We start from the raw sequence: 11,199 nt of genomic DNA, 5'->3' as shown, positions 1-11,199 counted from the left end.
TGGAGATAGACATTGATGCTGTTCCTGATTCTCGCCCTACGCTTTTTGCGGAGTTGCTATGAGCCGCTGGCCTCAACTCACCCTGACACGTAGGGTGTCGGCGTCCTCTGCAATGAACAGGACAGGACCGCGCGAGGAAGGCCCGCCTATGGGGGATAGCCGGGCCCTCGGAAACCACGTCACAGTGCCCTTCTATTGCCATCGAGTTGAGAAAACGCAGGTGCCTGCGGAGGGTGCAGGCTGTTGTCCGGATCCGCGGATAACGGGCAGTGGGCAAGGCAGCACTGTCTATTTCCCCGTCCTGGGGAATGGAGGGCACTCCCACGTGTCCGTATCAGACGTGCGGCCGAGTTTATCTGACGGGCATTGGCCGGTTTTCCACGCAGCTATAGCTGAGCCCGGTGCGATCAGACGAAGTTCATGCTCCCTGCTGCGCCCGGTCCTCCAAGTCCTCGGTCCGGGAACGGGCCGTTGGTACGGGCCGGCGGCGATGCGCCTCCTGTGACCAAGGCGGCCCCAGTCGCCGCCGTCCCTCCGCAATCCGCGGCGCATCAACGTATCGTTGCTGCCCGTCGTCCAATGAGCCGCTGGTCAGGCCGGCATCCGGGGCGCACTGTTCACGGACGGAGGGCGTGTGAAGAATCCCTCAGAGCGGGCATGAGTGACCTGAGGACCCCGGTCAGCAGCTGGCCGGCGGCGGCGACGGCCAGAATGACGGTGAAAGCGACGGACTGACCTTGATGCGAGACTGTCCGAGAATCTCCAGGCACCCATCGAACTGTCACTGGTTCCTAAGAACTTGAGCACAGCCGGAGAGGCCGCTGGCCGGTTAACGCAGGCTGTCCGCCGGCTCTGCAGGGTCCCGGGTCTGTTTCGTGGAGGTTTTCCTTGCTCCGGGCTTCCAGCTGGTGGCGTTCGAGTTTTTGTTCGGCGTCCTTCCGCCGTTGCCCGAGTGCCTGCAGCTGTTCTGTGGTCAGGACTTCGTGATAGTGGCTGTGTCCGGTGGTGTCGGCGTAACCGCGGGCCGGACGGCCGGCCCTGCCGGAGTTGTTCTCATTCATGCGGGAATCGTCTCATGCAGGCCAATGGCCGGGACAGCGTCACCCCTGGACCCATATATGCCATGACTGTTCGGGTGGATTACGGCTGACCTGCTGCCCGAACGGCTGTCCTCGATAATAACCGGCGCGTCTGTGTGGTTGATGGATTCGGATTCGCCTAGACCATGGCCTGGGGAAGTGGTGGGCTCAGTCCGGTATTTCCATCTGGAATCCGCAGGCGCACTTCAGGACGCGGGTGCGGAGGTAGACGTCCAGAACGGGTTCGGCGGACTGTTCGGTGGTCAGCGGGGCATAGATGTTGCGCGTTTCGGAACCTATGGTGTGCATGGGTTCACCGCAATGGATGTATGTTCCGCCGAACTGCAGAATTCCCGAGGTCCTCCCGGGGCCAGGCTTGTTGAGGATGGCAGCGACCTGGGCAACGGTGGCGGGGTGGGCGTAGAGGAAATCGCAGCCCAGACAGGTGTACGAGACCTCAACCAGGCCTTCCTCCGGGGCAAGGGGCGGCTCGATGGCATCGATGACCAGGTGCTGGTCGGTGCGGCATCTGGTGCACCAAAGCCGCCGCACGGAGGGCGGCCGGGCATTGCTGGGCCTATGGGTATGGGAGATGGTCGACATTGACGGGCTCCTAGCTAGTCTTGGAGGGCTTCGGCCCGCCTGTTGAGCTGTGTCCCAGATCCAGGCAATGAGCTGTGTTCCGGACTTCAGGCTAGCCCCGGGCGGAGGACCCGACAAAGAACCCTGCCCGTGCCCTTCGTTGGCCGGGAAGCCGGTTGATGCCACCTGCCGGGCCTGGCCTGGGCAACTCAAAGGGGGCGTTGGCGTCCTGTTCAGGGGAGGGCGGTACCCTTACTGCCGCTAACCTTCTACTTCGTTGGCAGGCCGTGCAAGCGCCTCACCGGGGTCTGCCCCGGCGTTTTCTTTGGCCTTTCGCTGGCGTAGCAGGTCCCAGCACTGGTCAAGGTCCTGCTCCACGCGCCGCAACCTGACCCTGCGTTCCTCGTACGCCGCATCCGCGTCCTCTGATGCGGGTCTGGGTGCTGCGGATGCGCGGAGTTGGTGTTCCTCATCGACCAAGGCCTGAATACGGTCCAGGATGTCCTGATTATCCATCTCTGCCACTCCTTGATTCTTTAGGAGGCAACCCTGTGAGGCGCGCCGCCTTCAGGGATTCCGGTGCCAGGTGTTTTCTGCCCCCGGACCCGGCGTTGGTTGTCGCCGTCCTGTCTATGTGGTTCTAGGGCCTGCGGGTCGGATCGGTGGGCGGTGTCAGCGGTCCGGGATCGGGGACCGGGCCTGGATCCGGTTCCGGAGCAGGACTGGGAGGAAAGGGGTTTGTGGGGTCGGGGGATTCCGGTGTCGGCCCGGGCTGGGGCGGAAACGGTGCGGGTTCGCGTTGTGGCGGTATGGTCATGGGGTGCTCCTTGGATTGGTCCCGACTACGGGCTGTCCGTATGGCAGATATGTGGGAGAAGGCAGGGAAACGGTGTCCGGATGAAACCGGATGCCTGGTTCCGTAGGAACGATCGGTGCCGGTCGGGGGCGGGCTGCTTTTTCCGGCGGCGGGGACCTTCACATCGGGTGGATATTCTCCGCCTGCGGGCCTTTCGGTCCTGGGGTGATGTCGAACTGGACTTTCTGGTTCTCCTCCAGGGAGCGGTAGCCGCTACTGGCGATTGCCGAGTAGTGGGCGAAAACATCTGCTGAGCCGTCATCGGGGGCGATGAAGCCGAATCCCTTCTCAGCGTTGAACCATTTGACTGTGCCTGTTGCCATCGGTGTGTCCTTCGGTGACTCTGCTTTTCCGCCGGCTCAAGGGCCGGCGCTGCGGAAGGTGTCTTTCGCTGCCCTCAAGCTACGGGCCAGGAACCTGGTCGCGCAAGGGCTGAAGCCGGGCGCGTCTCTCACCCGAGCACCGTTCCCGTAAGCCATGGCGATGGCCTCGACACCAGGTCAGCAAAGGCCCGGATGCGGCGTCGGAGGGCGCTTCGGGATGCCGGATGCCGTAACGACTCATGTCAAGATGCTCGCGAAAGTGTTGTGCTTGCCTCAGTTATTTGTGCTCGCGTGGATGATGCTTCCAGGGCCCGTGTTTTCGCCGCGGCGAGGGCGATCAGCTGGGTTTGGATGGCGGTGATGCCTCGGGTGAGGTCGGCCGGGTTGGTGATCGCCATCAGCGCCGCGGGTTCAGCGGCTTTGGCTCCGGTCAGAATCCCGGAATCGGTCACGCGCTGGTACGGGGTTCGCGGCTTGTCGTAGACGCGGGTTTTCTTCCCGTGTTTGTTCGAGCGCCAGCCGATTGCTTTCGTGGTGGCGGTGAAGAGGTTCAGCCGGACCCGCACGAGGGCATAGAGGGCGTTTAGCAGCTTCAGCTCCGCGGCGGTGTCGTAGCGGTAGTAGAAGGCGTGGCGGCGGACCACGTCGCCGTTCTTCTGCTCGACGTGGGCGTTGTCGTTGGACTTGTACGGCCGGGACCGGGTGAAGTAGATGTCCTTGTCACCGGCCCATTTGATCAGGGCATAGTTGATGAATTCCCCGCCGTTGTCGGTGTCCAGCCCGACCAGGGGGGAACGGCAGGCGCGCCACGATCTCATCCATTGCCGCCAGCACCCATTTGTGCGCACCGTTACGGACCGCGACGTTCTCGGTCCAGCCGGTGGACACGTCCGTGGCGGTCAGGGTTCTGGCGAATTCCCCTGCCAGGGTGGGGCCGCAGTGGACGACCATGTCCGCTTCGATGAAGCCGCGTGCCTGTTCATGTTCATCCCCGGCCTTGCGGACCGTAATCGAGTTGCGCAGCAGCGGTCCGGCCCGGGTGGCGGACAGGCCCTTGGGTCTGCCGGCGTCCCTGGTGGGCTTGAGCAGCCGGTCGATCGTGGCCCCGGAGATCTTCAGCAACTGCGCCCTCACCGCCGGGCTGAGTCTTTGTGCGTCCAGTTCCCCGAAGGCCTCCAGCCTGGGCAGCCACAAGTCCATGGTCGCGGCAAGATATTTGCCCGAGGACATCCCGGCCAGCCGCCACACACCGATCAGGACCTTCAAGGCTGTTCGTAGGTGCAGGACCGCGGGTCCCGGTCCGGGCGCCAGCGGACAAACTGCGCCGTGTGGCGGAACCGCTCGCCTTCCATGTGGTCGTATTTCACTTCCACCACGCGCTCCGGCCGGAGCGCGTGGTGGAGGAGAGGTCCTTGCCTCCGCTCCAGCGGCTGCCTTCGGCATTGCGCGGCGTCCGGGTCCCGTCCTCCTGCCGGGCCCAGTCCCAGGGGTGTTCTTCGAAGCTGGTCACCAGCGGCTGGAGTTCTGCGAAGAGTTCCTTCCGTCGCTGCATCGGGAAGGCCCCCACCACGCCGACATTGGCGAGTGCGCCGTCGTCGCCGTAGAGCCCCAGCAGCAGTGAGCCGATCCGGTCCGGCCCGGAGGTGTGCACCCGGTACCCGGCGAGAACGCAGTCCGCGGTGCGTTCGTGCTTGATCTTGAACATGGAGCGCTTGTCCGGCAGGTAGGGCCCGCCCAGCGGCTTGGCCACGATCCCGTCGAGCCCGGCCCCCTCGAACTGGTGGAACCACTCCTGGGCGGTTCCCTTGTCCCGCGTCGCGGCGATGAGGTGGATCGGGGCCGCACTTCCGGCGAGCACTCGTTCCAACGCCCCGCGCCGCTCGGCGAAGGGACGCGCGGTGAGGTCCTCGTCGTCGAGAGCCAGCAGATCAAACGCGACGAAACTCGCCGGGGTCTGTTCGGCCAGCAGCCGGACGCGGCTCGCGGCGGGGTGGATCCGCTGTTGGAGGGTGTCGAAGTCGAGCCGGTCGCCGGAGGCGCCAACCATGATGATCTCGCCGTCGAGCACGCAGCGCGGCGGGAGGTTTGCCTTCAGCGCGTCGACGAGTTCGGGGAAGTAACGCGTCAGGGGCTTGCCGTTGCGGCTGCCGATCTCCAGGTCCTCGCCGTCGCGGAAGATGATGGAGCGGAACCCGTCCCACTTCGGTTCGAACATCAGCGCGCCGTCGGGCAGGGACGTCACGGCTTTCGCCAGCATGGGCGCGATCGGGGGCATCAGCGGCAGTCGCATAGGCCTATTGTGGCTGCGCACCGCGCCGCCCGCCAGAGGCCCGGCCGGGCACGCTTTCCTCGACAACCGGTCGGACCGAGGGTAGACATGAACGATGGCTAGCCTCGGTTTCCACGCATCGCACGAACAGATCAGCCCCGGCCAGCTCCTCAAGGACGTTCAGCTGGCGGAGCAGGCCGGCTTCGACGCCGCCATGTGCTCGGACCACATCGAGCCCTGGTCCGCCCGGCAGGGCCATTCCGGCTTCGCCTGGTCCTGGCTGGGGGCCGCGCTGGCCACCACCAAGCTGCGCTTCGGCGTCGTGACGGCGCCGGGCCAGCGCTACCACCCGGCCATCATTGCGCATGCTTCGGCCACCCTCGCGGACATGTTTCCCGGCCGGTTCTGGCTGGCGCCAGGCAGCGGCGAGTACATGAACGAGCACGTCACCGGGGACGCCTGGCCGGACAAGGCCACACGGCAGCGGCGCCTTGAGGAGGCCGTGCAGATCATCCGCGAACTCCACGACGGCAAGGAGGTGACCCGGGACGGCCTGGTCACCGTCCAGCAGGCCAGGATCTGGGATGTGCCTGAGATCAAGCCGCCGTTGATTGCTCCGGCCGTCAGTGTGGAAACAGCGCGCCGGGGGGCGGGCTGGGCGGACGGGCTGGTCACGGTGAACCAGCCGCACGCGAAGCTGAAGGACGTGCTCGCCGCTTACCGCGACGCCGGCGGCCGCGGGAAAGCGGTGCTGCAGGTGCACTTATCCTGGGCGCCGACGGAGCAGGAAGCCGTCGCGGTTGCTACGGACCAGTGGCGTAGCAACGTGTTCGCCCCGCCCATCCCCTGGGATCTCCCGACGGCGGCCCACTTCGACGGCGTCAGCGCCGACGTCGGCGAGGAACAGGTCCGGAATGTCGTGAACATCTCCGCAGACACCGGGCAGCACGCGCAGTGGCTCGCCGAATATGTCGAGCTCGGTTTCGACGGGCTGTACCTGCATTTCGTCGGGCAGGAGCAGTCGCCGTTCATCCATGCCTTCGCGGAACATGTGCTCCCGCAACTTCGCGCGTCCGGGAACCCTCGGCAGGACCGGGAGGTGCTGCTGTGAGGATTGCACAGACCTCGGACCTTTGGTGGAAGAACGCCGTCATCTACTGCCTGGATCCGGAGACGTTCTTCGACGGCGACGGCGACGGGACCGGGGATTTCGGCGGCCTGATCCAGCGCGTGGACTACCTCGCAGCCCTGGGAGTGACGTGCATCTGTCTGATGCCGTTCTACCCCACACCGGACAGGGACGACGGCTACGACGTCACGGATCTGTACGGCGTGGACCGGCGGCTGGGCAACCTGGGCGACGTGGTGGAGTTTATCCGGACCGCAAAAGACCGGGGGATGCGGGTGATCGCGGACTTCGTCCTCAACCACACCTCGGACAAGCATCCCTGGTTTGTGGAGTCCCGCAAGTCGGTGGACAACCCGTTTCGCGATTACTACGTCTGGCGCAAGGACACACCCCCGGACACTTCGGAGCAGGTGGTGTTCCCGGGCGAGGAGTCGTCCATCTGGACCCGGGACAAGGCCACCGGTGAGTGGTACCTGCACATGTTCGCCAAACACCAGCCTGACCTGAATGTGGCGAACCCGAAAGTGCGGGACGAGATCGCCAAGTCCATGGGTTTCTGGCTGCAGCTGGGACTGGACGGCTTCCGGCTGGACGCGGTCCCGTTCTTCCTCGAGCTGCAGGGCACGTCGAAGGAAGACGCGGCACAGATCGATCCGCACGACTACCTCAGCGCGCTCCGCAGCTTCCTCAACCGCCGCAACGGCAGCGGTCTGCTGCTGGGCGAGGTCGACCTGCCCTACAAGGATCACTTGAAGTACTTCGGCGGCGCGGCCGGAAACGAGCTGAACATGCAGTTCGACTTTCTGTCCATGCAGAACCTGTACTTGTCCCTCGCCCGGGAGGATGCCCGGCCGCTGGCCAAGTCGCTCAGCTCCCGCCCGAAGATCCACCCGGACAACCAGTGGGCCATGTTTGTCCGCAACCACGACGAGCTGACCCTGGACCAACTCAGCGACGCCGAGCGCGAGGAAGTCTTTGCCGCCTTCGGACCGGATGAGGAAATGCAGATGTACGGCCGCGGGCTGCGCCGCCGGCTGCCCACCATGCTCAACGGCGACCCCGCCCGGATTCGCATGGTGTACTCGCTGATGTTCGCGCTGCCCGGGACCCCGGTGCTCTTCTACGGCGAGGAGATCGGCATGGGCGAGGACCTCTCGGCGAAGGGCCGCTCGGCCGTGCGGTCCCCCATGCAATGGAATGACACCGAGAACGGCGGCTTTTCGACCGCCCCCGCGAAGGATCTAGTGGCCCAGGTCGTGGACGGCTACTTCGGGCCGAAGAACGTCAACGTGGCCGCGGCGAAGAGGGACCCGAACTCGCTGTGGAACTTCATCGCCACCCTGATCCAGCGTTACCGGGAAAGCCCCGAGCTGGGGTGGGGCGACTTCGAACTCATCAAACAGCCCGCGACGAAGGTGCTCCTGCACCGCTGTTCCCGGGACGGCTCAACCGTCGTCCTGGCCCACAACTTCGGGGCGGAACCAGCCTCGGTGTCCGCGAACGTGGCCGCTGCCGGGGACCCGGAGACAGGTTTCGAGGGCGCCTATCTGCGGGACCTGCTGGACGGCCAGGACGTCCAGCTGGCGGACGACGGCGGTTTCGAGCTGGAGCTGGACCGCTACGGCTACCGGTGGTTCCGGATCCAGCGCCCGGGTGAACGCCGCTTCCCGTGAGGCTATTCCGGCCGGGACGTCGACGCCGGTAACGGCCCCGGCGTTGAACGCTAACCCACGTCTTACCGGGCCGAAACGCAGCCGCAACATTGGCACCGCACACTGGAAGTGCTGGCAAGAGCAGGCACCACTCTCCAGTCCAGGAGGCCCCGCCATGTTGAAGGAAGCCAAAGCCCATGCAACCCGCATCCGCGCCCTGGATCAGCTGCACCGCGGCGACGAGATCGAGGCGCGCCTGAAGGCCGGCCCGAATTACGACGATGTCGTGATCCGCCGCGGCAGCGTCCAGGAAACCGCGCCCGGAATCGGCGTCGTCTGGATCATGGACCGGCAGTCCGGCACCCGTAAAGCCATCAACACCGACGAATGCAGCCTTTGGCGGGTCGCCTGAGGCGGCTAGCCTCCCGCGACGGACTGGATGATCAGGACCTTCTGGCCCGGGGAAACCTCGGTGGCCAGGCCCTGCATGCGGCGGATCTCATTCCCGTTGACGTATATATTCACGTAGCGTCGGATCGGGCCGGTCTCGTCCCGCAGCCGCCTCGACAGGGCCGGGTACTCCCCGGTCACCAGGTCCAGCACCCCCTCCACCGTCACCGCCGTGTCAGCGGGCGCAGTCAGGAAGGACTGCCCGCCGGCCAGCGGCTGGAGGACACTGGGCAACACCTGCACGTATGGCCGATGCAGATCATCGAACAGGCCGGCCAGCCCGTGGACACTCCCATGTGGCAGGATGTGGTCAACGTCCCGGCCCGCAGCAGTGTCCGGGTCCGGATCGCCTTCGATGACTTCACCGGCAAAACCGTCTACCACTGCCACATCCTCGACCACGAGGACAGCGGCATGATGGGCCTGATCGAAGCCCGGTAGCACAGCGGCCCCACAGCCTTTGCATGAATGAGAAAACCGATGAAGGAGCACAACAATGACCTACGCACACACCATCACCGTCGCCCTGCCCTACGCAGAAGCAGTAACCCGGACCCGTGAAGCCCTCTCGGGGCAGGGCTTCGGCGTGCTCTCCGAAATCGATGTCCGCGCCACCTTCGAGGCCAAACTCGGGTCCGACGCCGGGCAGGGCCTGGGCGACTACCTCATCCTGGGCGTCTGCAATCCTGCCCTGGCGCAAAAAGCTCTCGCCGCGGACCCGGACATGGGGCTGCTGCTGCCCTGCAACGTCGTGATCAGGCGCGGACCTGACAACGGCGCCACCGTCATCCAGACCATCGACCCGCAGACCATGGTGCAGCTCAGCGACGCCCCGGCCGTCTCCGAAGTCGCCTCGGACGCCGATCACAGGCTCCTCGCAGCCCTGAAGGAACTCGAAACCGCCTGAGACCCGGCCAACATGCGGGGTCAATGAGTCTCATGGGCCGACGCTGCGCACCGCCCCGGTGCGCTCAAGGGTCCCCTAGCTCGCACCGGACGCTTCCAGGGCGTGTAGTAAGGCCCCAGCGGTGCCGTTTCTGAGAAGGTCATCGAGGCGGGCTCCGCCAACTTTCCAGGACGGTGTGACCATCGAACCGTGAAGTAGTTGTGCGGGATCTGCAGCTCCATCGCACGCCTGAAAAGAATTAGGACCGTTGGGTGGAGTTGGCCGCCGGGGAGGAATTGGTATCCCGGGCAGAAGGTGCCGTCGTCGATGAAGACGCGGACGAGCTGCTGCATTACCTGTTCGGGGTCTCCAGGAGTTCCGAGAGCCCGGAGCGTACCTGCTCCACTGCAGGCAGGGTGAACTCTTTCCTTATCTGTTCCACGTCTGAACGCTGATCGGCTGGCGGTTCACCTTCACCGTTGCCTGGTAGCTGTCGCTGCGGGGGATAGTCCCTGGGCATGGCGCCCGGTTCCAGGCACTCTTGACTCTGTTGGCTGCTGGTGGGAGCGTCGAGACGGGACCTTTGGCCCGGGCGGACCGGTCACGGCACCGATGAATGGAAGAGGCGGTCGGAATGAGCAGTAGGCCAGTAGGGCGCGTTGCGGGGCGCTCCGGGTCCACGGAGCAGGCGGCGATGTCGGTGCGGACGGTCCTGTCCGGGGTGTTGTTCGGGATCGGTGTGGCGGCGTTCGTGGACGAGACGGTGTTTCATCAGTTGCTGCACTGGCACCACTTCTACGACAAATCCACCCCGGAAGTGGGTTTGGTCTCGGATGGGATTTTCCACGCTGTCGGCTGGTTTGCGGTGGTCGCGGCCCTGTTCCTGTTTGCGGACGTCCTCCGGCGCGGAGGGCTGAGGATGGCCCGCTGGTCGGGTGCCGTCCTGGTCGGGGCCGGCGGGTTCCAGCTCTATGACGGCACCATCCAGCACAAGGTCATGGGTCTGCACCAGATCCGCTATGAAGTGGATCTGCTGCCTTATGACCTGACCTGGAACATTCTGGCCTGCATCATGCTCGCGATCGGCATCGTGCTGCTGGTGCGCACCCGCCCGGCCCGGACCGCGTCGCTTGCACCGGCCACCGCCCGTGGATAACCACACCCATACCGGCAGCTTCTCCGGCGGCGGTGCTTCCGGGTTGCTCCTGCTGCTCCCGCTGGTCTGGGCGGCCGTCGCCTATCTGATCGTCGGGGCAGCGACCCGCCGTCGCGGTCCCTGCCCGGTGCGCCGGACCCTGTTCTGGCTGACCGGGGTTACCGCGGCCGCCGCCGCAGTGGCGGGTCCGGTCGCGGAGGCCGCGCACACGGATTTCACTGCCCACATGGCCGGTCACCTGCTTATCGGCATGGCCGCCCCGCTGCTGCTGGTCTGCGCCGCGCCGGTATCTCTGGTGCTGCGCTATCTGCGTCCGGGCCTGCCCGGGGCCTGGTCCGGGTGCTGTCCAGCGCCCCGGTGCAGGTGCTCACCCACCCCGTGAGCGCCGCGGTGCTGAACGTGGGAGGGCTCTGGGTGTTGTATACGACAGGCGTGCACATGCTCGCCGCCGGCTACCTGTTCACCGCCGCCCTGATCGGCACCGACCCCGACCCGCACCGTGCCGGCTACCGGACCCGCGCCGTCGTCCTGGTCGCGGCACTGGCCGGACATGACATCCTCGCCAAAACCCTCTACGCCATCCCTCCCGCGGGCGTTACCGTACCCCAGGCCCAGGCCCAGGCCGGAGCGCAGCTGATGTACTACGGCGGAGACGCCATCGACCTGATCGTCATCACCATCTTCTGCTACCGCTGGTACCGGCACACGCGGCCCCGCACGGCCCCCCGGGCGGTCACCACGTAACAGATTGACGGGGGCTGTGGAGCTGCCGGACCGGTCCGAGGAAACCGGCCACGGGCTTCCGGCACACAGCCGG

12 protein-coding genes and 3 pseudogenes are annotated in these 11,199 nt (G+C 65.7%); 7 read left to right on the top strand and 8 right to left on the bottom strand.

Annotation, left to right across the window (positions count from 1 at the left end; translation table 11 throughout):
- Positions 1-791: 791 nt before the first annotated feature.
- The 7 genes and pseudogenes from RCH07_RS16180 to RCH07_RS16150 all read right to left on the bottom strand — a co-directional run bounded on the left by RCH07_RS16180 (position 792) and on the right by RCH07_RS16150 (position 5,130).
- Positions 792-1,061, bottom strand: coding sequence for a hypothetical protein (locus RCH07_RS16180; protein WP_326968503.1), 270 nt, complete (start codon positions 1,059-1,061; stop codon positions 792-794).
- A 186-nt stretch (positions 1,062-1,247) separates the two neighbouring features.
- A complete protein-coding gene (locus tag RCH07_RS16175; protein WP_326968502.1) occupies positions 1,248-1,682 on the bottom strand; it encodes a hypothetical protein in 435 nt (144 codons plus the stop codon).
- Between the two features lie 240 nt (positions 1,683-1,922).
- Positions 1,923-2,177 (bottom strand): DUF2630 family protein, encoded by a 255-nt coding sequence (locus RCH07_RS16170; protein WP_326968501.1) that lies wholly within the window; start codon positions 2,175-2,177, stop codon positions 1,923-1,925.
- Positions 2,178-2,636: 459 nt separating this feature from the next.
- Positions 2,637-2,840 carry a cold-shock protein gene (locus tag RCH07_RS16165; RefSeq protein WP_326968500.1) on the bottom strand — a complete coding sequence of 68 codons (204 nt, stop codon included), beginning with the start codon at positions 2,838-2,840 and terminating at the stop codon, positions 2,637-2,639.
- A gap of 242 nt (positions 2,841-3,082) precedes the next feature.
- Positions 3,083-3,658 carry a hypothetical protein gene (locus tag RCH07_RS16160; protein ID WP_326968498.1) on the bottom strand — a complete coding sequence of 192 codons (576 nt, stop codon included), beginning with the start codon at positions 3,656-3,658 and terminating at the stop codon, positions 3,083-3,085.
- Positions 3,561-4,106, bottom strand: coding sequence for a hypothetical protein (locus tag RCH07_RS16155; RefSeq protein WP_326968497.1), 546 nt, complete (start codon positions 4,104-4,106; stop codon positions 3,561-3,563). Before RCH07_RS16155 ends, RCH07_RS16160 begins: the two co-directional genes overlap by 98 nt.
- Positions 4,103-5,130 (bottom strand): annotated as a pseudogene (locus tag RCH07_RS16150) (ATP-dependent DNA ligase). Before RCH07_RS16150 ends, RCH07_RS16155 begins: the two are co-directional and overlap by 4 nt.
- 94 nt (positions 5,131-5,224) lie before the next feature.
- On the opposite strand from RCH07_RS16150, the gene RCH07_RS16145 reads away from it, so the two are divergent.
- The 3 genes from RCH07_RS16145 to RCH07_RS16135 all read left to right on the top strand — a co-directional run bounded on the left by RCH07_RS16145 (position 5,225) and on the right by RCH07_RS16135 (position 8,302).
- Positions 5,225-6,220 carry a TIGR03885 family FMN-dependent LLM class oxidoreductase gene (locus tag RCH07_RS16145; RefSeq protein ID WP_326968496.1) on the top strand — a complete coding sequence of 332 codons (996 nt, stop codon included), beginning with the start codon at positions 5,225-5,227 and terminating at the stop codon, positions 6,218-6,220.
- On the top strand, positions 6,217-7,911 hold the full coding sequence (locus RCH07_RS16140) for an alpha-amylase family protein (RefSeq protein WP_326968495.1): 1,695 nt from the start codon (positions 6,217-6,219) through the stop codon (positions 7,909-7,911). The genes RCH07_RS16145 and RCH07_RS16140 overlap by 4 nt, the downstream gene beginning before the upstream one ends.
- Before the next feature lie 154 nt (positions 7,912-8,065).
- Complete coding sequence (locus tag RCH07_RS16135; RefSeq protein ID WP_326968494.1) at positions 8,066-8,302, top strand: hypothetical protein; 237 nt, start codon at positions 8,066-8,068, stop codon at positions 8,300-8,302.
- Between the two features lie 5 nt (positions 8,303-8,307).
- On the opposite strand, the gene RCH07_RS16130 is transcribed toward RCH07_RS16135, so the two are convergent.
- Positions 8,308-8,577, bottom strand: a complete 270-nt coding sequence (locus tag RCH07_RS16130) for a MoaD/ThiS family protein (RefSeq protein WP_326968508.1) — start codon at positions 8,575-8,577, stop codon at positions 8,308-8,310.
- On the opposite strand from RCH07_RS16130, the pseudogene RCH07_RS16125 reads away from it, so the two are divergent.
- The 4 genes and pseudogenes from RCH07_RS16125 to RCH07_RS16110 all read left to right on the top strand — a co-directional run.
- Positions 8,575-8,781, top strand: a pseudogene (locus RCH07_RS16125) (multicopper oxidase domain-containing protein); the annotation flags it as partial. The gene RCH07_RS16130 and the pseudogene RCH07_RS16125 sit on opposite strands and share 3 nt — an antisense overlap.
- A gap of 55 nt (positions 8,782-8,836) precedes the next feature.
- Positions 8,837-9,247: a DUF302 domain-containing protein gene (locus RCH07_RS16120; protein WP_326968493.1), complete on the top strand. Its 411-nt coding sequence runs from the start codon at positions 8,837-8,839 to the stop codon at positions 9,245-9,247.
- Positions 9,248-9,860: 613 nt separating this feature from the next.
- Positions 9,861-10,382: a DUF2243 domain-containing protein gene (locus RCH07_RS16115; RefSeq protein ID WP_326968492.1), complete on the top strand. Its 522-nt coding sequence runs from the start codon at positions 9,861-9,863 to the stop codon at positions 10,380-10,382.
- Positions 10,375-11,126: pseudogene (locus tag RCH07_RS16110) on the top strand (cytochrome c oxidase assembly protein). The gene RCH07_RS16115 and the pseudogene RCH07_RS16110 overlap by 8 nt, the downstream one beginning before the upstream one ends.
- The last annotated feature ends 73 nt before the right edge of the window (positions 11,127-11,199 follow it).

Origin of the sequence: Arthrobacter sp. CG_A4, assembly GCF_035985125.1 — a bacterium.
Lineage (GTDB): Bacteria > Actinomycetota > Actinomycetes > Actinomycetales > Micrococcaceae > Arthrobacter.
This window is presented reverse-complemented; position numbering and strand designations above follow the sequence as displayed.

Coding starts and splice junctions, on each gene's coding strand:
- RCH07_RS16175 (WP_326968502.1), bottom strand. CDS start 1,682: ATGTCGACCATCTCCCATACCCATAGGCCCAGCAATGCCCGGCCGCCC.
- RCH07_RS16115 (WP_326968492.1), top strand. CDS start 9,861: ATGAGCAGTAGGCCAGTAGGGCGCGTTGCGGGGCGCTCCGGGTCCACG.
- RCH07_RS16145 (WP_326968496.1), top strand. CDS start 5,225: ATGGCTAGCCTCGGTTTCCACGCATCGCACGAACAGATCAGCCCCGGC.
- RCH07_RS16160 (WP_326968498.1), bottom strand. CDS start 3,658: ATGAGATCGTGGCGCGCCTGCCGTTCCCCCCTGGTCGGGCTGGACACC.
- RCH07_RS16180 (WP_326968503.1), bottom strand. CDS start 1,061: ATGAATGAGAACAACTCCGGCAGGGCCGGCCGTCCGGCCCGCGGTTAC.
- RCH07_RS16120 (WP_326968493.1), top strand. CDS start 8,837: ATGACCTACGCACACACCATCACCGTCGCCCTGCCCTACGCAGAAGCA.
- RCH07_RS16170 (WP_326968501.1), bottom strand. CDS start 2,177: ATGGATAATCAGGACATCCTGGACCGTATTCAGGCCTTGGTCGATGAG.
- RCH07_RS16165 (WP_326968500.1), bottom strand. CDS start 2,840: ATGGCAACAGGCACAGTCAAATGGTTCAACGCTGAGAAGGGATTCGGC.
- RCH07_RS16135 (WP_326968494.1), top strand. CDS start 8,066: ATGTTGAAGGAAGCCAAAGCCCATGCAACCCGCATCCGCGCCCTGGAT.